Raw genomic sequence first — 19,080 nt, 5'->3', positions numbered from 1 at the left:
AACTTAATAGTAAAATCGCGCATCATTACTTAAGGCTTACCCTGTTTTTCTTTTCGCATTTGCATAGTGTGTATATTATTAAGTACATAATAATTAGCATAATACCGATTCCCATGAATATTACTGAGTAAGTATATATAGTGATAATGAGTATTGAGGAACTTAAGATCAGCTTAAGGTATGGTAGCGCCATGAATAATACAATACCGGTCACTATAAAACCAATACTATACCTAATGAACCAATTGAACGCATTCTTAAGGGCGCACCATCTCATATTTCATAATCTAAACAAAAATACTTTAAGGTTTACCCCCCCAGCAATGTTTCCTCGTATAGCCATATACATAGGCCCAGGCAAAGAAGCTTACGCCAGTTAGTGTAATAAGTACTATAGCTATTGGTGAGTTTATCGTTATATGATATATTGATAAAATAATTGGGACCCAAATAACCAGCAATGCTGTGGTGCCGGAAATACCATCAATTAATTTCTTAGCCATACCGCAGTTAATGATTAATGCGTTTCCTCCAGCCGTAATATACATGCTTAATATAAGCATCAAGCCTATTAACAGTAATTCAATGGATAATGAAATAAGCCCTCCATAAAATCCATCATTTAACACACTAGTAGGCTTAAGGAACACCGTTATCATAAACAATACTATACCAATAACTAAAAAGGCAACACCAAACCTAAACTCTCTACTCAATACAAGAGACCTTAAGTTCTTCATAACATAATGATTAACGGTGACAATAATTTAAGGCTTACTTACACGATTAATGAGCAGTTCGCCATTAACACGATAGCCATTATTAGGATAATATAGTATAAGGAAAGAAGTGTGTACACACTGTTTCACAGTCAAGACTAATGCGGAAATAAGTAATACAATACCAAACACGGTAGAGCTAATGATAATAGCCTTAAAAATCCCTGCCAACAACCTATCATAAAACCACTTAATTAGCTCTCTTAACGGTAAATCCTTAAATTCATAGGCTTCTTTAAGCACGTGTAAAATAACATTCATAACCAATTAACATCGTAGCCACCCTCACCAAACTCCTCCCTTATCCTGGCTAGTACATCCATTGTACCGAGGTATGTCATGTCGGTTAGGTAAACCTCTATGTTGCTCAGTATTTCCCAGGTGCGTGCGTAGTGGAGTATTGTCTCGACCTCGACGAGGTCCTTTGGGAATATCTCGAATACGTCCATGCCCACGGTCAATGGGTTAAAGGTTGGTAGTACTATTATGTTCATGGGCCCCCCCGTGGCGCCTATTTCGGTGTTATACATGTTCTTACCGAACACGGACTTATCGACACGTACCTTAACGATGACGGGTGCCCTCATTACGTAACCAGTTACGTCTTGTATGAGTATTGCTGGGTGGGTGTGTCCCATTATTATTACGTCAGCATTCATGAAATCCTCAATCCTAGGCTTTGAATTTCCGTGAAGCAGTAGGAGGTTTTTGCCATCCCTACTCCTTATTATGAAGCCCCCCCTGGAGTCTATGAGGTATACATTGGGCTTTGCGTCGCTACTCAATATTAAGTCAAGATTCCCATCATGATTACCCTTAACCAAAACCACCTTATTGAATCTGCTGCTAATTCTATTTAGGAATTCCCTAACCTCCCTGGCGCTCTCGACAATGCTCGCTATCTCATGCTTAACATCACCGAGTATAGCCAGCGAAGTTGCCCCGGTCCTCTCGGCGAAGTCCAGGACTAGCTGTGCTATCCTGGCTGATTGGCTAGGTATCCGAACACCCTTCTTACCAAGCTCAACCTCCAGGCCGACGTGAGTGTCGGCAATAAGTAGCCACCTCTCACCATCCTCAGAATCCACGGTGATGCCTCGAAATTCCTCAACGGACACCGCATTAATGATTAGTAATTAATGCCTTAAAACCATTTTGCGTAACAACTACTAACTTAGAATCTCCCTAATTACGTATGACAAAGCCTCCTTAACACCAACACCATACTGACCAGCACCATCATGAACCCACCTAATGACCCAGGGATCATAATGAACCACGCTAGGCTCCAAACCAACGAGCTTACCAACGGCGGCAACCCACTGCCTACCCAAGGACTCCCTAAACATATTAATCACGGGTCGACCGACATTAATCGAAAACCTCCTAACAAAATGCACTAAATTCCTCAGGCAACCACCGAGCCGAGGTCCTGAATACCCACTGGATAAATAATATCGCACTCACTCAATGCCTCATTTAGCACGTTATCTAGCTTGGCTCAAACGATGGGAAATCAATAACCACATGATCAACCACCCTATCAATCAAATACTTAATCAAGGAGCCCAACCTCTCCTTAAAATCCCCCCCATACTCATTAATAAGCGTTAAATCCCCGTATCCTGAAGGCACTAGGTAAACAGGTCCATGCTCTGTTGGAACTACGTGAATGACCTCATTAATCTTAGACGCATTAATTACGTAGGTGGCCAGGGTATGTCTCGGTATATTACCAAGTAGGTTGAGGGACGTGCTTGGATTACCCATGGCTAAGTCAATAATGGCTAGCCTAATGCCAAGCGCAGGTGCGACCCTAGCCGTCAGTATTGTCAGCGTGCTCTTACCAACACCACCCTTCTGGCCTGAGGCAATGCACTTAATACTCACGTCAATATAGTAACACTTCAATTAATAAGGCACTAACGTTACTGCGAATAAACATTTTTAACTCCGCATCAACAATGTAAATCGTGGAAATACCAAAGCTGATAATCGACGAGGCAGAGAGAAAGGGAATAGACATAGTGGACCTAATAGCTAAGGCACTATCACTTGACCCATCAACAACAAGCAAAGCTCACCTTGAACTCGCCGAGAAATTCCTAGATGAAGGTAAGGAACTCATTGATAAGGACCCCCGTGCAAGCCAGCGAGAAGCTCTACAAGGCTGCCGAGGAGGCCATCAAGGCAATGGCCATTGCACTGGGCCTAGATGAGGCAAAGAAGGCCTCCGAGATTGGTAGGTGGACGGCACAACTATTATTTGATGCGGTGGATAATACTGCCGATAGGCTTGGCAGGAGGGAGGTTAGGTGGTGGTGGAAGAGTGCATGGTTTTTGCATGTTGAGGGTTTCCATGAGGCGAGGCTAAGGCCTGACCAGGTCAGGAGGGACTTACCCGACATTGAGGCTCTCGTGAACCTTGCAAGGAGCATTTCGGGAACCAGTTAATGGAAAACATTTAATTGGATATTACGCATTACTTTAGTATATGAATAGTCAAGAGTTTAGTTGCGGTAATGCCGTAATGAGTAGGAGGTTTATGATTATTTACTTAGTCATTGCCGTGTTCTTTTTAATTACGTGGATAATCAACACGTCTAATTTCATAGGGTTGGTGGCATTCTTAGTATTCCTAGTGTTTTCCTTCGTTGCAGTTAAGCCACCAAGGATACCGAGTGTTGAAGAGCGTAAATGGAGCATCATATTTAGTGTGCTTATGGTTCTATTTTTCATAGTTTGTTTGCCACTATCTGTTTACATGGCCGTTAGGCAGCCGGTCATTGGCTCAACGCTTATACTTACATTCCCATTAGCTATATCTGTGTTGTTTCTCGGCTTAGTAATCGCCTCGTATGCTAAGTATGGTATTTGCCGTTAAGCTACATGGTCGTAAATTATTTTAGCCCTTAATAAGTCGATTTTCTGTGAGTAAAAATAGCTATAGGGTTAGGATTAGGGGGTAAGTACGCGACTGCAATTAGTAAGTTAGTGCTTGATCTTGGTTATACCATTGTGCAGGCCTCTGACGTGATAATCAGTAGGTTTGGTATTAATGTTGATAATTCTGCGCCTGACGTTACGATTAAGGACTCCGAGAGGGTTCCTGGGGGCGTTAACGGTAATGGGCAAGTGCGGTGTGGTTAATGATGTTGTTAATAACCTGCTTAGGGTTGTTGAGGAGGAGGCGTTGGTTTGGAGGTCGGTGGTTCCACTTCATAGGGTCGTCATAGGTGTCGTCAATGTTGTTAATAGTAATTATTTCGTTGACGTTGGTAATGGCGTTAGGGCCGTACTTAAGGCGATAGGTGGCGCGTATAATGATGGTGATGTGATTCCCGTCATTATAAGTAGGACTAGGGTTTACCCAAGTGATGAGTTGGTTGCTGTGCCTGGCGTTAGTTGATACTGAGTATGTCTCCATAGTGCCGGGCAGTGGTACCGTATTATTTAGTAGGCATATTAAGGATTATGAGGCTAAGCAAGCGCTGCTTAAGGTTGGTCTTAAGTACGTTGGTAGGTTGAGTGGTTATAGCATTAAGTGGAGGAGTAGTGCTCAATTCCTGGATGAGGATAAGGCCGTTAAGGAAATTGAGAGAGCAATAAATATGCTTAATGAAGTTGAGTCAGCTAGTAAGTCGTCAACTCCTTACACGGTGCTCCAGGATGGTGAGTGCATTGTTGAGGTTATGCTTAATGGCAGGGCTAAGCTCCTTCTTGATAATGTCAGGAATAATGTCATGCCAACAATAATTGGTCATCACACGTATAAGACCTTAAAGAGGAATACCGCGTTGTTGGATCTCGTTGAGGCATTGCTTAGTCGTTGTAGCGATAGGGCTGGGTTCAGTGCCGAGTTTATGAGACAGTTGATGAGTAGGAAGTATAGAGTTGGTATTGTGCATATTAAGCCTAGTGGTGAGGTTCTCAGGCTCGGTAGTGCGGATGTGCTTAAACTTGATCCTAATGACATCGTTTTAATGCGTAGGTTGAGGGGGGGTGGTGGTTATCTTGATGGTCTCGGTCTTCCTAAGGAGGAGGGTGACATGGCGATATCCTGCTCCTCAATAGGCAATGAGTACTTAACTCATGTCTATGTTGACCATGCCTGGAGACCCAAGGGTATCTACATAAATATTAACACGCCAATTGAGTTCACGGGCAGTAATATTCTCTACATCGACTTAGCAGTCGATGTTGTGAAGAGGTGGGATTCAAGTGAGGCTAAGGTCGTTGATTATGATGAGTACATGTCATATGTAAGCATGGATGTAATACCAAGTAGGTTGAGGGTTAGGGTTGAGAAGTTAATAAGTGATTTATTAGCAAGCGCCCATAGACTTGGTGAGGAGTGCCTTACCAAGGCCAGGGAACTCGCTGAGTAACTTCATACACCACCGAACACTTGCATTATCCTCACTATCTCGAAACCTGTGGTGTCACTACCAACTAAACCGCCATTATCATTAACGACCAATCCACCCCCTGAGGAAGCTCCTACCCCTATTAACCGTGCCAACATTAACCGGTAAGCCAAAGTACTCCTTCACCTTCTTTACATCCTCATCCTTAGCCTCAGGGCTTAGCAAGACACCCTTATCATTAGCCACCGCGATCGAGCCCACGAGGTAAGTGCCGCAAACCTCATCAACTATGACTTCAGTACAATGTATCCCTTATCAACCCTACGTATTCCTTCTCAATTATTGGCGACACGATTGTCTTCCTATTATTCGTAAGTACTAGGTTAGCGATGGCCGTGTATCTCGTGCGTATTATCGACACGTTAAGGCCGTTCTTTTTCAATTCGTTTATCTCATCCTCCGTGACTATGCTCGGCACTAATACGCCATTGTCATTACCAACCATGAAAATTCCTATTAATGGTGATTTCGCAAGTGATGCTTTAATCACGTTCGTGCTGAGGGTATCCCTTATTGAATTAACAACCTTGTCAGGTACGTCCATCGGCACTATTGTCAGGGCATTATTTGTGAATACATAAACACCTATTGTTGACGTCCCATAAATACTTAATGGCGCCACCTCAAACCTACGCTTACTCATTTCTCTCGACCTAATTAACTTAGCAAATATTTAAATAATTATCATGGGTTATACGGCACGGCCCCCCCATCCCAGGGAGCCCAGATATGTATATTCCCGCGATAAGCAACGCTATTAATAATGCAACCGTTATATAATCAATCCTGCTCATCCTAATATCCCTATAGTACGTCCTCCTCCTATAAGCCCTAAACGCCCTTATGTCAGCAGCAATAGCTATTTGCCTAGCATCTCTAAGTGTTAGTATTACGATACTAACAAGGGCCATAACCACAACCCTAATTATGAATAGGGACTCGGCAATGAACTTTATTGGGTTCCTACTCCTAGGTCTAAAGTCAACCCCCCCTCTAGCCTTTAATGAATTAAGTACGACCATCGAATTCTCAAGTACCTTAGGCACGGAACTAACAGCCAACAATAGCGTGAATCCAAGCTCGATAGGTAATCCACTCTTCTCGAGAGATCTAAGTATGTCTGATGGCGGTGTACTGAATATGAGCAGTAAGCCAGAGGCTATTGCTGCCACGGCTCTAAACGTTATTTGTAAGCCATATATGATACCCTCCCACGTCAGACCAACTGGATTATTGACATAGCCTAGGTAAGGTACATAGAACATACCCGACCCCCCCTGTGTTATCCCCAAAACCGCCAGTGATTGTGGGAATACGTAAAGGAACGTTACGTGATGGAATATTACCTGTAGGTATGAGTACGGCGCAAATATTGACTCAGTCCATGCGGTTCCTATGAACGAGGCCAGTATAAGCGGTAGCGCCACCCTGAGCTTCTCCTTAACATTACTTAACAATGCGTATAGTGCCATGACCGCTATGAACATTATTGCCGATATCCACCAAATCGTTATCGCAGCGACGGTGGTAACTACTATTGAGAGCAATATCTTTGTCCTCGGGTCCATCCTATATATTATTGACTTACCCTCAATGAACCTAAACAGTGACATGTAGCCCTGAAAGCCAATGAGCTTAAATATCAGGTAAACAACTAGTACAGGTCCATAAAACAGTATTATCAACGTTATTATCCAGTTAATGACTGGGTTATACAGTACTTGATTAAGCAGCATTCACCCCCACCCTCCTGATGCTTGCTGTTGGCTTACCTATGCTTCTCGTAACCTCAAAGACCTGTGGTGGTGAAATGCCCCCACTCAGGATGTCTATGTGATTCCTCAAAGACCTCCTCAGGCGTTCCACTAAATGCCACTTTACCATCATACATAATAAAGGCCTTATCACTGTATTCCCCAACCTGTCTCATATTATGTGTAACCATGACAAGCGTCATACCCCTCTCCTCCTTAATTGTTAGTATTAAGTCCATTAAGGCCGTACTCATCTCATTATCGAGACCCCTCGTTGGTTCATCGAGTATTAAAATCCTCGGCTCAGCCACGAGTACCGAAGCAACACTAACAAGCCTTCTCTGCCCCCCCACGGAAAGCTTATGCGGGCTTTGGCTTAGTAAGTCGTTGATGCCCAGGTAATTAACAACCCTCCTAATCCTATCCTCAGCCTCCCTACCATGAATGCCGGCTAATTTAAGCGTAAATTCCAACTCACCCTTAACTGTACTTGAGAAAAGCATTTGGTCAGGGTCTTGAAACACATAACCAATTAACCTAACCCTGTCCTTACCAACGAGTTTTGCTGAGTCATGATTAAATATTTGAATACTGCCACTGCTCGGCTTATAAATGCCCGCGAGTAGGTACATCAATGTTGATTTGCCACTCCCATTAGGACCTATCACGCTGGCGACATCACCATCATGAATTGCCAAGTTAACACCCTTTAGAACCTCCTGCGCACTGCCTGGGTATGTGAATCTCACATTATTTACCGATATGGCGATCTCACCATCATCCTCCTTATGTCTACTAACAACATCCAGCTTATCGGCAATACCAAGCTCTAGGAATTCATCAACTGATATTGGGTAGTAATCCGAGTTCTTATTGATCATTCTATAAAGCGTAGTTACCTGAGGCTCCTCAACACCCAGCTTTGTCAGGTCTTTGGCTACGGCTCTATGCGGCTCATCATCAATGTATATTGCCCCGTCCTTAAGGCCTATAATCCTATCTACCAAGCCTATAACCCTCTCAACCCTGTGCTCGCTCATGATAATGGTTAATCCCTCATCATTCAACTTCTTAACAAGGTTAAAAATCTGCTCGGCGCCAATTGAGTCGAGCATTGAAGTGGGTTCATCGAGTATTAAGATCCTTGGTTTAACCGCAAGAACGCCGGCGATTACAAGTCTCTGCTTCTCACCACCGCTCAGTAGGAATGTTGGGTGTTTCATCTTATGAAGCAAGTTAACCAACTTAAGTGACTCAACAACCCTCTCCCTCATCTCCTCAGGCTCAATAGCCCTATTCTCAAGTCCAAAGGCCACATCATCATCAACAATCAACGAGAATATTTGGCTCTCCGGTATTTGATAGACCGTGCCGACAACCATGGCCATCTCATGGACAGGGGTCTTCCTAGGGTCACGACCAGCGACATTGATGGAACCCCCCCTAACGGTTGCGCTAATTATATTTGGTATGACGCCATTAATTACATTGAGTAACGTGGACTTCCCAGAGCCCGTCCTACCAACGAGAAGTACGAATTCGCCCTCCTCAATCTCAAGCGATAAGCCCTTAAGAACAGGTTTGTCCGAGCCGAAGTAACGAACATAGAGATTATTGATTTTAATAATCTTTGCCATATATCCCCCCTAGGTCAATACCTTCTTAATGTAGTAAATGAATGGAGAAACCACAAGACCAAGCACAGCACCAGCGCCTATACTGGCTATGCTCGTTATTAACCAAAAGCTTGGTGTGAACGAGATTCCAAGTACGAATGGTCCCCCAAAAGCCTCTCCACCAGAATGGGTATGCCATCGATATTGTAATTCCACCCAGCAATGCATCGACAATAAACAACGCCTTAGCAGCTTCAACTCCTCCTCTAATTCCTCAGTAGTTACGGATTCACCACCTGATGTCTTAGAGTCTGTCGCGCCCTTAAAGATTCCCCTGAATGGTATCATGTAGTACTTACCCCCCCTGTAGATAAGCCATAGATCTATTATTGCGGCGTACGACGTAACCTCGTAAATGAACCAGAATGGTTCTCCGCCAAAGCCATAATGAATAATATCAGAGAGTAGTGTGTATATGAACATTGTTAACCCCCCCGCCGAGCCAGGTTTACCAACTAGGGCAGCGGCCAGCATCACCAGGAAGGTCTCACCGATGATTGGGTAGTAGAAGTACGTAGTTACGGTACCAACCTTGGGTATTAACGGTGATATAAAGAAGTTATAAACAATGAGTAATGCTGCTATTAGTGCTATGTAAACGAAGTCTATGGTCTTGAAATTGCCGAAGGGTCTACCCTCCTTTGGTCTCCAGGCCCATGCAAGTAATGCGAAGTATAGCAGTGTCCATATGAGTATGACGTACCAGGGTATTATGGTGTTCAGGTTAAAGTGTACACCATTCCAAACCATATATTCACCAAAAAATATTGATGATCTTATTTAAAAAGATTTACGTAAATAATGTAATTATATTATCTAAAAAATTATATACCATAAGTATTATTTGGAAAATATCAAAATATTATTAAGTGGCCTAATTAAGCAGGAAGGCTTATATTAACTTCATTAACGTACTTGAGCATCAATGACTTAAGGTTTTCCTCATCAGCACCTGGAATTCTTATGTGGCTCCAGGGTAATTCACCGTTAAGTGGTTTCCATGAATATACATACTTATTAAGTAAGTCTTCATACTTCCTAAGCAGTCTTCTCCAGGAGCCCCCCCTATCGAGCCCTGTTAATGAGGCCTCAAATATTAAGTTACTAACATCTCTATCGCCAAGCGATAGTAATGCTTGAACCTTTGCATCAAGTACGTTGTATGTCGAGAACTCGGTGTATGTCCGTGCGTTTCTCAATGCCTTAACCCTGGCATTGATTATGTCGTCATTAGCCATTGGTAGCCATTGTAATGGTGTATGTGGCTTGGGTATCCATGGATTAACAGAGAGCGAGTGCTTAATGCCCAGTCTCTTAAGCCTTGATAACAGGTTAATTACTGACTTCACATCGTCATCACCCTCACCCGGCAACCCCACCATGAAGTATAGCTTTAGGTGATCAATACCCGCATTAGCTGCGTCCATTGCCACCCTAACAATATCGTCATCTGAAAAGCCCTTACCCAATGCCCTCCTCAATCTTTCACTTGACTCCGGAGCGATCGTGAGGACTCTTTGACCACCCTTCGCAATTAATCTAATGATATCTCCGTCTAATGAGTCGACACGTAAGGAAGGAACAGAAACATTAAGGCTTAGCTCATTCACTAAAAAGCTCATTAGCTCCTTAAAACCTGGATGATCAGTTACGGAAAGACCGATCAAGGATACCCCATTAACTAACCTTTCACCCTTACCTAAATCCCTAAGGACCAGTTCCTTAATGGAATTAATATCCGCAAACCTAACAGGCCTTCCGACAAAGCCCTCCATACAGAATAAGCAACCTCTCGGGCAACCCCTCATAATCTCGAGAATGGCTGGATTACTAAATATGGACTTGGCATTACTGAGACTTAATTCAATTGCTGTATCATGGATGAGCTTAATTGAGTATGACAAGTCCCTTACAAATGCCTTAGTTACAACATGCTTGCCAAGCGATGGTACGTAAAAACCCACCAAGTTTGCGTATTCCTCAATATTCTTACCATACTCTGGATAATAATCAATAAGCGCTGGAATTAGTACCTCAGCATCGCCGATAAGCACCATGTCTGCGAATGGCGCCATGGGCTCAGGGTTAGCCATTAATGTTGGCCCGCCCATTACAATTAATGGATCATTAACGACCCTCTGAGAGCCGAATGGATTTATGCCGCTCATTTCCATCATCTTTAGTATACGTGGATAATCAAGTTCATAATGTACTGAGAATATCACTATGTCAAAATCCCTAAGTGACCTGGTTAGGGATTTACCATCATCGCTTATAAATACGAAGTCCGAATACACGTTGGGGTACTCATTTAGTAGTTTCCTGATTATGTGTATTGATAGTGATTGGAGGGCAACTCTAGCATTTGATGGATAGGCAATGGCTACCCTAATCATTCCCTTCCTGTAGGACTTTTGGTACGCGTTCATTGGCGTTATGAGATTCCCTGGTATGGCTGTGATGGACTAATTCTAACCCTGAGAATCACAAGTGGTTGATTGGAATCTCTTATTTCCATTATCTTCTTTAATAGCCTTAAGCGTATGCTCGTTATATTCGTCGACATTAATTTCAACGTGCCATCTTTCCCATATTCATTAATCAACTCACTAAGTGTTGTCCTTAATATGAAATCTGAAACCACATCAAGGCTGCAAACCTCATTCTGCCTTATTAATTCCACGATTATCTCCCTACGTAACTTATCAACTAAGTTCTTGGGAATACTCTTAAGTATTTCATCAGCATCAGCCTGAGGATTGGCATTGTTATTACTCTCATTACTCAGTTGCTCATTCTCACTAAAGACAAGCTTAACCCTCTGTCTCCACTTAATAACCCACCAATTAAACCACTCATTAACGATCCTCGTCACCTGCTCCTCATTCCTTAAAATCCTCCTGCACAATTCATACGATGCATCCTCATTACTCAAATTAAACAATCCAAACTTATACAATAAGTAATACCTCAAATCCTGATAGGCATAATCTGTCAGGAAATCCTGCTCGTTAAGATCCAAATCCCAGGGTAGGGAGTTAATCCGCTGTTGAATCATGGAGACTAGCTTACGTTCGCCAAAACCCTCCCTGCATGCTATATCAATGTCGAAATATGTCACAAAACTCCCGTATGCATATTATTTTATTTATTATTTAAACATTTGGTCCATGTTATGTTTAAATACGGCTAAATAATTTATTTATATCCATAAAATCATGAAGAATTTTTGAAATAACAAAGGAACTAGATAATGAATTATACCACCTACTTACCAAGTAATTAACTACGTAGGAAACATCATTAATACTAGAGATCCAGGCTGGCTCCCTATCGCCATAACTCACATTCAGCAATAATAATCCATAGGGTGGCGCAGGCGGTATTGGTCTTCTAATCCTCATCTCTATTAAGTCCCGTAATTCATCAATAGTCAATACATTAGAACCAACCATTCTAAGGGCGTTGACAATCTTCCTAATCATCTTATTCCTAAACCCACGACCAACAACGGTAAAAACCAAATAATCACCAAGCCTCTCAACGTTAACGCTATTTACCATTACCGTGGTCGGCACACCCCCCCTCTCCCTAACCTGGAAATTAGCTAGATCATGAACACCCACAAATAATTCCGCCGCCTTCCTCATTAAATCAACATCCTCATAGAGCCAGGGCATTACATAGACATAGGTCCTAGACACCGCAGCCCTTGCACGAAAATCATCACCAACCTTAGCCCAGGCCCATATCCTAATTCCATTCGGCAACCTAGAATTTAACATACCAGGTACTAACCTAATACTATCGCCATATTTTATTGAGATTACGTTACCGATGGCACTAACCCCCCCTGGGTCAGTCCTTGAGGCCTTACTTAACTTAAAGTCCTTAATGAAGTACCTAATGGCCCTCCTCAGGTAATACTCAATGGAGTTAGTACTGCCGGTAAATCCACTAAATAATGATCCATCATAAAACACCTTAAAGGCCATTGTCGGCATTGAATATACGTAATTACTACTAGGGATTAAAAATAGTGCTAATTATAAAGTTATTAGGTACCTTTAGGAGAATTAACGACAACTATCCTAATAATTACCATAATCTAACTGCATAGGCCTCAACTCCCTAATAATGGCGCAATTTTCAAGGCTTGCTCGTAAGCACCGTATCAAAACTTTAGCTTAAAGGTCCTTTTCTCATTATCGTATAACCTTACTGAACCAAGGTACTCATGAAATACTTATATGATTATTATGCACCTTCCATGACTCACTGAATCAATTGTTTAATTAATTATTGCCAGCGCTGATTCGAAGACTGTAACTCAAGAAAATCTAATACCCTCAAGATACCTAATTTCTTCATCAGTTAATCTCCAACCTGCAACGCCAAGGTTTTCTCTGACGTGATTGGGGGGGTTCGAGGCTCTAGGTATTGGGAATACATGCTCATGCTTACTAATTATCCAATTAAGCACTATTTGGGCCGCGGTCTTTGTACCATGGTTTCTACTTATCATTTCCAGGGCATCTCTTGGAAATCTACTAATGAGCTTTCCATGACCAAGTGGGTAATACGCTATCACAGCTATACCATTCTTCTTCGCGTATGGTATTATATCATTCTCAATTCTCCTATCCATTAGGCTATAGGGCATTTGAATGGAAACGATCTCGTGCTTCTTCAATGCGTTCTGAGCTTCAATAATTTGTTCAAGACTGAAGTTGCTAAGTCCTATGAACCTTATTAATCCATTATCGACTAAGTACTCCATGGCCCTCATGGTCTCCGTAATTGGAACTCTCCTATTTGGGAAGTGTATTTGGTATAGGTCTATGTACTTAACACCCAGTCTCTCAAGGCTTCTTTTCGCAGCCTTAATGACGGCGTCGTACTTGAGATGCGTTGGCCAGACCTTAGTGGCTATGAACAATTCCTCCCTATTGAAATCCTTGATAGCCTCGCCGACCAGTGGTTCTGAGCCGTAAATCTCTGCCGTATCTATGAAGTTAATGCCCCCCCCTCCAGGCCAACCTTTAAAGCCTGAGCTTTCTCGCGTAGCCAGGTCTTATACCGAGTCTTGATAGTATTATCCAGCCTGGGTCATAATACGTTCCCATGCCTATTATGGATATCTTAACGCCGGTCTTACTAAATACCCTATATTCCACGGATGCCGCATGCATTCAGACTCTATTAACCTTATTTCTTAGTGTAAATGTAATCAGGTACCCCCCCAGGATCGATCACCAGTCACATGGCATGTCACTCATCACTTAGCGAAGAACCTAATCAAGGCTTTAAAATACTTAACTTGGGCATTGCTTCGTTGGGTTTATAAGCAGGTAGCATTAGCTTAGCAACGTGAGTGTCAGTAGTAGGGACTTGGTTGCCAAGAAGATGGCTCAGTTAATTAGGGCTGGGGGGGCGACGCTGACTAGTTACACATGCCCGGTCTGCGGTACTCCACTGCTTAGACTCAAGACTGGCGAGTATTACTGCGCTAACTGTGACAGGCCTGTTGTGATTGTTAGGTCTGATGCTGAGGAGAAGGAGGTCATGATTAAGTACGGTCTCATGGACATTAGGGACACGCTCTATGAGAGGTTGGTGATGATCAATAACGAGCTTAAGGAGACTAAGGACATAGATAGGATAAATGAACTCGTCAAGTCCATGGTTCTTATCCTAGAGGCTTACGACAAGATAACGCAGATAATAAACCAGGGATCGCCAGGAACCAGCACTAAGGCTGAGAAGAAATAGGGAATCTAAGTAGTGCGGCAATACCACCAATACTCCTCAACTTCTCACCACCCTCGGTACTTGACGGTATTATTACGAGGTTCGCCCTGGTCCTAAGCACCATGCTTATTAAATTCCTCATTTCATCACCCTCTCCTTATACGTCTCATCAAGGACTATCATCGTCTCAACGGCACCAAACTCAAGTGCCTTCCTAACCTCGTCAATGCCCACTGCGACTAATCCATTATTCATACCTAATCTACTGAATACTTCATCCACATATTCCTGTCCAAGACTTATGTTCAACTTCCTAAGAACATCAACGCCAACCCTCTCAAACTCATAAACACCTGCCAAACCACCCTCACCCTGCTCATGGTAAATAATCGATATGCCTAATTTGTTCAGTTCATCGTTAATAATGTCCTTAGCAATTGAAAGCGTCATATGATTACCAACAACCACAATGTGCGTCGGCCTCCTAACCTGCACCCACTGCTTAACCTGAGTAAGCGCATTCCTAAGCGACCTCCTAAACCTATCAAGCGAATCCTCACCCTCCTTACCACTGCCCTGTATTGGTATCGTCCCAAGCAACTCCCTACCAAACCTACGAATATGAGCAACAGCGACCTCCTCCATGGAAACCGAAACCAGTAGCACACTTATTGAAGCCCCCCCACTGAACATATCCAGAACCTTGCCAATGAACTCCCTATCAATCCCATTAGGCTTAACCAACCTATACTCAAGCCCATAGGACAACTCCATCGTGTGGTGACTACCCCCCCGGGCACCCTCAAACCACTCAGGAACCTCAATAAGCACGCCCCCCCCTAATAAGCGTACCCCCCCTGAAGGCGTGGTACTCAAGTCCCTCAACCCTAAGACCAACGTAAATCCTAACTCTCTCGCCCCCCCTGGAACCCTCCTTACCCCCCCTAAACTCCCTAACAGTCCAGCCATAAAGAATATCGCCAGGATCAATCAATAGGTAAATTACGTATAGGTCATCCTCATTCTCAACCACGAAGTCGATCCAATCCTTACCAAGATTAATCTTCACGAGAGAACCAACGAACCCAGGCAATTAAAACCCTAACTATTCACTGGAACCCCCCCTTCCCTGACCCTCCCTCGCCTTCTTCTCTTCAAGTTTCCTAAGCGTTATACCGTGCATTGCCGCCGCATACCATAATAACTTCCAAACATCAGGCCCTTTATCACCATACTCTATGACGAACTTCCTAGCCAATTGCAGTAATTCATCGGCCTCCTCAAGCGTTAACTCATCCTTATCAATGAGCTCAAGCAACCTCTTCTTCTCAGTCTCTGTAAGTGGATTAGTAGCCATTGTAATCATACTGCGCAGCGTAGCCTTAACGAAACTTACATCCTTACTATCAAGAACACCCCTAAAACCGAGAAACTCTGTGATGAACTCATTCTGGCCGGAAATAACATTAATGAGCCTATTAAATCGTCCATCCATATAATTCCTAAACTCATTAATCCTTAAATCAACATAACCCTTGAGTTCACCAAACCTGGTGTCCACGTAACCCTTTAAATCTCTCTCGAGTACGTCAAACCTCTTATCTATTTCATTAAAGCGTTCATCTATCTTTTCGAATCTCTTATCTATTTCCTCGAACCTTCTGTCAATTTGCTCGAACCTTTCGTCGATTTGCTTAAACCTCTCATCGATTTGTTTGAACCTTTCATCCATCTGCTTAAACCTCATGTCAATCTCCTTAAACTTGCCACCGAGCCAGTAAAGCGTCGTACCCAAAATCGTGACTATAGTAACTATAGGCCCAATAATACCCAAAATTAACGATAAATCCATCATTTATTAATGATCGTGATTAGTTAATATTCCTTGCGCAAATCATGCTTTAATTCATTCGTGGGTTCATGATAGGAATTCTTTATAAATAGGATGGATATCCTATCATGATGAATAACGAAAAATGGGATAGGGTGCATGCGTTGATTTTCACGGTATTTTCCATAAGCACCACGATTGAGGCTTACATATACTCCATAGCCTACATAGCCTCCAACTGGGTCTCAGTACCGAGGACCCTAATTGCCCTACTATCCATCTGCCACCTCTATGGCTACTAATCGGCGGCGCTATAATGGGACCCATATCGGACGCCATTGGTAGGAGAAGGAGCCTTTACTTATCGTTGATTATGTACGTAGTAGGTTCCCTGAGTCTAATACTTAGTATTAACTATGCATTCTTGCTATTTTCCATAGCCATATTAATGCTCGCCGTTGGTGGTGAGTATAATACGGTTATGATTTCATCCCATGAATACTTCCCAAGCGGTGTTAGGAGCCGTGCTGTCTACTTAATACTTAACTTCACAAACTTCGGCGGCGTTTTAGCCGCGGCCTTGGCCCTGGCCAGCATAACGTCAGTGACGCTTCAAAAACTTGCGCTTGGATTGACGATACTCGTAATAATCCCAGTGCTTTACCTACTTAGGTCATTAATTCCCGAATCACCATACTGGCTCAGGGCTAGGAGAACAATTACTGAGGATCAGAGACTTAATTTAAAGGAAGGTAATCGAGCATCCATAAGGTTACCACCATTACCAGTTAGGGTAGTGATTGGGGGGGCTTAATTGGCTGGTCGTATACCGCCGGTTTCACATTAATGGTATTAACCTTCGGGCCCTACTACTTCCCCAGTCTCACCAATTGGCTTATCTTCGCCTTCTCGGCAGCATCCTTCATCTCCGGAATACCAGTAAGTATGTTCGCTGACAAGGTTAGCAGGAAATTGCTATTGCTCATCTCATCGTTAGGATCCCTGGTTATCTCAGTACTTATACTATCATTAATTAGTAGTCTCGTAAATGACCAATACATCTTTTGGGTGCTCTTCATATTATTCTCAATGCTCGTAAATACGTACTTCCTAACTGAAGATACGCTAAAATCTGAGTATTGGGTTACGAGGCGCAGGGGGGGTTCCTATACCGCGGCTGTTAGGGTTATGTCGTTGGGTGGTTCAATACCGGTGATATTCCTGTCGTCTTACCTGCCAGTGAGTTTATATCTAGCATTGGCGGTTACGATATTCGGTGTTGGTTTCGCAGCCTCCCTTGCTTGGTACTTGATCGGTGTTGAGACTGGTAAGGGAATTAGCATTAGTGCGTGGGAGCATGAGAAGTAATGAGGATAAATTTGACCTGGTAATAATCTCTGACTGTGTATTGGATATTTATTATAGGGTTAGGGAATTACCAATTAGGGCTGGTGACGTTTCGGTATCCGATATAATCGCGTTATCACCAGGTGGTGCGTGCACCACGGCCTTAATAGCCCGTAAACTGGGCCTTAAGGTCGCCGTCATTGATAGGGTAGGCGACGACCCGTTCTCTGACGCGCTCATTAAATACCTTAACGACGCCGGCGCGCACACAGGGTTTATGAAGAGAGTGCGTGGATTCGTAACAATATCCAACAACATAATCGGCATCAATGGCCATGCCTTCATGGGTTATCTAGGCGTTGGTAGGGAGTTAGTGATTAATGATATTGATGAAGGTATCATTAGGAATTCAAGGGCTATATTCATTAATGGTTTTTACGCATCGTTTACGAGGGATATCATTAACACATTTACTGAGTTAATTAAAATTGCCCGCGAATATTCAATCCAAATATTCCTCGATACGGGTCCCTCCATCAGCAATAGGGACCTCATAATTAACCTGGTTAAGTCCGTGGATACTGTTCTCATGAATGAGGAGGAGATGAAGAGATTATTTAGCAATATGAATGGTTTGAGAAATGCTATATACGGCACTAACGTCATTGCCGTAGTAAAGCTAGGCAGTAATGGCGCTGCCCTAGTGAATAATGGCGAGATTCAACAATGCCAGCCCTATAACGTGAGTAATATTGTGACGACGATAGGCGCTGGCGATGCATTTAATGCAGCCTACATAGCGGGCATCATGTACGGCCTAAGCCCTGCTGATTCCTGCGATTTAGGCAATAGGATTGCTGCATTAAGAATTCAATACTTAACGCCATTAGAATTACCTGATCTCAAGGATCAATTAATTGGTAGGTCTCATCCCGTTAACAATTGGTAAAAATTGGTATTGATTAAGTCATTTAATACCAGTAATTAGCACTTATTTCTAAACTTAGTAACTGAGAGGTTAAGGAAAGTTTGAGAAATTTACCCTTTCATTTTCTGATTAAATTCAAAACACCAACACTTGATACCCATTATTTATGTAGTACGCAACCCTATCACCGGCAGGATGTAACTTAATACCTATCTTGGTTAGCTCTTGCTCTATTCCCTTATTCCTCGCATAATTAATGCATGCACTATCAATTGCACCCGCCCTTAGCAATTTCTCGAAATTATCTCTGGCAGGACCCTCAAGCCTCAATAGCCTTTCCTGGGCAGGACCCCAGAATATGACTTTGAAGTCCTCATACCTATTTGTGCCGACGGTGTTTGCAGCCATTGTTAGTGCTAAATCCATCTTAACGTCATCACTCATTATTAGGAAGACTACCTTCGCCATCGCGCTTAACGCTATGCTTAATTTATGAGCATTTCGCGCCTGTTGGTGATTCATTAATCATTTCATGAATTCTTGTTAGGCGCGATTGGTTTAAAAAGCATTAGGGTAGCCCTAACGCT

The 19,080-nt window shown here is 42.9% G+C and carries 25 protein-coding genes and 3 pseudogenes; 10 read left to right on the top strand and 18 right to left on the bottom strand.

The genetic code is table 11. The features are described 5' to 3' along the window. Positions 1-25 precede the first annotated feature (25 nt). The 5 genes from JCM11217_RS00745 to JCM11217_RS12235 form a co-directional block, all read right to left on the bottom strand. On the bottom strand, positions 26-277 hold the full coding sequence (locus tag JCM11217_RS00745) for a hypothetical protein (protein ID WP_054841749.1): 252 nt from the start codon (positions 275-277) through the stop codon (positions 26-28). A 25-nt stretch (positions 278-302) separates the two neighbouring features. Beyond that, positions 303-740 (bottom strand): hypothetical protein, encoded by a 438-nt coding sequence (locus JCM11217_RS00740; protein ID WP_054841748.1) that lies wholly within the window; start codon positions 738-740, stop codon positions 303-305. A gap of 296 nt (positions 741-1,036) precedes the next feature. Then, entirely contained in the window at positions 1,037-1,897 is an 861-nt protein-coding gene (locus JCM11217_RS00735; RefSeq protein ID WP_054841747.1) for a metallophosphoesterase family protein, read from the bottom strand. 51 nt (positions 1,898-1,948) lie between these two features. Further along, positions 1,949-2,179, bottom strand: coding sequence for a hypothetical protein (locus tag JCM11217_RS12240; protein WP_243677884.1), 231 nt, complete (start codon positions 2,177-2,179; stop codon positions 1,949-1,951). A 91-nt stretch (positions 2,180-2,270) separates the two neighbouring features. Beyond that, a complete protein-coding gene (locus JCM11217_RS12235) occupies positions 2,271-2,690 on the bottom strand; it encodes an AAA family ATPase (RefSeq protein WP_243677883.1) in 420 nt (139 codons plus the stop codon). Between the two features lie 62 nt (positions 2,691-2,752). Between JCM11217_RS12235 and JCM11217_RS00725 the strand changes: the two are divergent. The 5 genes and pseudogenes from JCM11217_RS00725 (at position 2,753) to JCM11217_RS00715 (ending at position 5,167) form a co-directional block, all read left to right on the top strand. Further along, positions 2,753-3,233, top strand: a pseudogene (locus JCM11217_RS00725) (PaREP1 family protein). Positions 3,234-3,273: 40 nt separating this feature from the next. Beyond that, positions 3,274-3,663 carry a hypothetical protein gene (locus JCM11217_RS00720; RefSeq protein WP_054841746.1) on the top strand — a complete coding sequence of 130 codons (390 nt, stop codon included), beginning with the start codon at positions 3,274-3,276 and terminating at the stop codon, positions 3,661-3,663. Between the two features lie 110 nt (positions 3,664-3,773). Continuing rightward, on the top strand, positions 3,774-3,929 hold the full coding sequence (locus tag JCM11217_RS12230) for a hypothetical protein (protein WP_243677882.1): 156 nt from the start codon (positions 3,774-3,776) through the stop codon (positions 3,927-3,929). Beyond that, positions 3,907-4,188, top strand: coding sequence for a hypothetical protein (locus JCM11217_RS12225; RefSeq protein ID WP_243677881.1), 282 nt, complete (start codon positions 3,907-3,909; stop codon positions 4,186-4,188). The genes JCM11217_RS12230 and JCM11217_RS12225 overlap by 23 nt, the downstream gene beginning before the upstream one ends. Beyond that, positions 4,157-5,167, top strand: coding sequence for a DUF402 domain-containing protein (locus JCM11217_RS00715; RefSeq protein WP_243677880.1), 1,011 nt, complete (start codon positions 4,157-4,159; stop codon positions 5,165-5,167). Before JCM11217_RS12225 ends, JCM11217_RS00715 begins: the two co-directional genes overlap by 32 nt. A 2-nt stretch (positions 5,168-5,169) precedes the next feature. Here the strand turns inward: JCM11217_RS00715 and JCM11217_RS00710 are convergent. The 8 genes and pseudogenes from JCM11217_RS00710 to JCM11217_RS00675 all read right to left on the bottom strand — a co-directional run bounded on the left by JCM11217_RS00710 (position 5,170) and on the right by JCM11217_RS00675 (position 13,599). Further along, positions 5,170-5,849 (bottom strand): annotated as a pseudogene (locus tag JCM11217_RS00710) (translation initiation factor IF-6). Positions 5,850-5,868: 19 nt separating this feature from the next. After that, on the bottom strand, positions 5,869-6,942 hold the full coding sequence (locus JCM11217_RS00705) for an energy-coupling factor transporter transmembrane component T (protein ID WP_243677879.1): 1,074 nt from the start codon (positions 6,940-6,942) through the stop codon (positions 5,869-5,871). A gap of 53 nt (positions 6,943-6,995) precedes the next feature. After that, on the bottom strand, positions 6,996-8,597 hold the full coding sequence (locus JCM11217_RS00700) for an energy-coupling factor transporter ATPase (protein WP_243677878.1): 1,602 nt from the start codon (positions 8,595-8,597) through the stop codon (positions 6,996-6,998). Positions 8,598-8,606: 9 nt separating this feature from the next. Further along, positions 8,607-9,386: a hypothetical protein gene (locus JCM11217_RS00695; RefSeq protein ID WP_243677877.1), complete on the bottom strand. Its 780-nt coding sequence runs from the start codon at positions 9,384-9,386 to the stop codon at positions 8,607-8,609. 128 nt (positions 9,387-9,514) lie between these two features. Beyond that, the gene (locus tag JCM11217_RS00690) at positions 9,515-11,065 is read right to left on the bottom strand and encodes a radical SAM protein (RefSeq protein ID WP_054841745.1); all 1,551 of its coding nucleotides are present in this window, start codon (positions 11,063-11,065) and stop codon (positions 9,515-9,517) included. 5 nt (positions 11,066-11,070) lie between these two features. Continuing rightward, positions 11,071-11,757 (bottom strand): hypothetical protein, encoded by a 687-nt coding sequence (locus tag JCM11217_RS00685; RefSeq protein WP_054841744.1) that lies wholly within the window; start codon positions 11,755-11,757, stop codon positions 11,071-11,073. Between the two features lie 58 nt (positions 11,758-11,815). After that, positions 11,816-12,640 (bottom strand): pseudouridine synthase, encoded by an 825-nt coding sequence (locus JCM11217_RS00680; protein WP_054841743.1) that lies wholly within the window; start codon positions 12,638-12,640, stop codon positions 11,816-11,818. Positions 12,641-12,966: 326 nt separating this feature from the next. Continuing rightward, entirely contained in the window at positions 12,967-13,599 is a 633-nt protein-coding gene (locus tag JCM11217_RS00675; RefSeq protein WP_243678024.1) for an aldo/keto reductase, read from the bottom strand. A gap of 407 nt (positions 13,600-14,006) precedes the next feature. Here JCM11217_RS00675 and JCM11217_RS00670 point away from each other — a divergent pair, with 407 nt between their 5' ends. Then, entirely contained in the window at positions 14,007-14,408 is a 402-nt protein-coding gene (locus JCM11217_RS00670) for an Sjogren's syndrome/scleroderma autoantigen 1 family protein (RefSeq protein ID WP_054841742.1), read from the top strand. On the opposite strand, the pseudogene JCM11217_RS12220 reads toward JCM11217_RS00670, so the two are convergent. The 3 genes and pseudogenes from JCM11217_RS12220 to JCM11217_RS00660 form a co-directional block, all read right to left on the bottom strand. Next, a pseudogene (locus JCM11217_RS12220) lies at positions 14,389-14,642 on the bottom strand (hypothetical protein). The gene JCM11217_RS00670 and the pseudogene JCM11217_RS12220 overlap by 20 nt on opposite strands. A gap of 565 nt (positions 14,643-15,207) precedes the next feature. Further along, on the bottom strand, positions 15,208-15,480 hold the full coding sequence (locus JCM11217_RS12215) for a hypothetical protein (protein ID WP_243677876.1): 273 nt from the start codon (positions 15,478-15,480) through the stop codon (positions 15,208-15,210). 12 nt (positions 15,481-15,492) lie between these two features. After that, on the bottom strand, positions 15,493-16,242 hold the full coding sequence (locus JCM11217_RS00660) for a hypothetical protein (RefSeq protein WP_243677875.1): 750 nt from the start codon (positions 16,240-16,242) through the stop codon (positions 15,493-15,495). 104 nt (positions 16,243-16,346) lie between these two features. On the opposite strand from JCM11217_RS00660, the gene JCM11217_RS12210 reads away from it, so the two are divergent. Then, positions 16,347-16,520, top strand: a complete 174-nt coding sequence (locus JCM11217_RS12210; RefSeq protein WP_243677874.1) for a hypothetical protein — start codon at positions 16,347-16,349, stop codon at positions 16,518-16,520. A gap of 14 nt (positions 16,521-16,534) precedes the next feature. Further along, the gene (locus tag JCM11217_RS12205; protein ID WP_243677873.1) at positions 16,535-17,032 is read left to right on the top strand and encodes an MFS transporter; all 498 of its coding nucleotides are present in this window, start codon (positions 16,535-16,537) and stop codon (positions 17,030-17,032) included. A 55-nt stretch (positions 17,033-17,087) separates the two neighbouring features. On the opposite strand, the gene JCM11217_RS12200 is transcribed toward JCM11217_RS12205, so the two are convergent. Continuing rightward, entirely contained in the window at positions 17,088-17,297 is a 210-nt protein-coding gene (locus JCM11217_RS12200) for a hypothetical protein (protein ID WP_243677872.1), read from the bottom strand. Between JCM11217_RS12200 and JCM11217_RS12195 the strand changes: the two genes are divergently transcribed. Further along, the gene (locus tag JCM11217_RS12195; RefSeq protein ID WP_243677871.1) at positions 17,287-17,586 is read left to right on the top strand and encodes a hypothetical protein; all 300 of its coding nucleotides are present in this window, start codon (positions 17,287-17,289) and stop codon (positions 17,584-17,586) included. The genes JCM11217_RS12200 and JCM11217_RS12195 overlap by 11 nt on opposite strands. After that, the gene (locus JCM11217_RS00650; RefSeq protein WP_054841741.1) at positions 17,576-18,514 is read left to right on the top strand and encodes a carbohydrate kinase family protein; all 939 of its coding nucleotides are present in this window, start codon (positions 17,576-17,578) and stop codon (positions 18,512-18,514) included. The genes JCM11217_RS12195 and JCM11217_RS00650 overlap by 11 nt, the downstream gene beginning before the upstream one ends. Positions 18,515-18,628: 114 nt before the next feature. Here the strand turns inward: JCM11217_RS00650 and JCM11217_RS00645 are convergent, their stop codons facing one another. Next, positions 18,629-18,961, bottom strand: coding sequence for a hypothetical protein (locus JCM11217_RS00645; protein ID WP_054841740.1), 333 nt, complete (start codon positions 18,959-18,961; stop codon positions 18,629-18,631). Positions 18,962-19,080 lie beyond the last annotated feature (119 nt).

It is taken from the genome of Vulcanisaeta distributa JCM 11217 (genome assembly GCF_001316005.1).
Taxonomy (GTDB): domain Archaea; phylum Thermoproteota; class Thermoprotei; order Thermoproteales; family Thermocladiaceae; genus Vulcanisaeta; species Vulcanisaeta distributa_B.
This window is presented reverse-complemented; position numbering and strand designations above follow the sequence as displayed.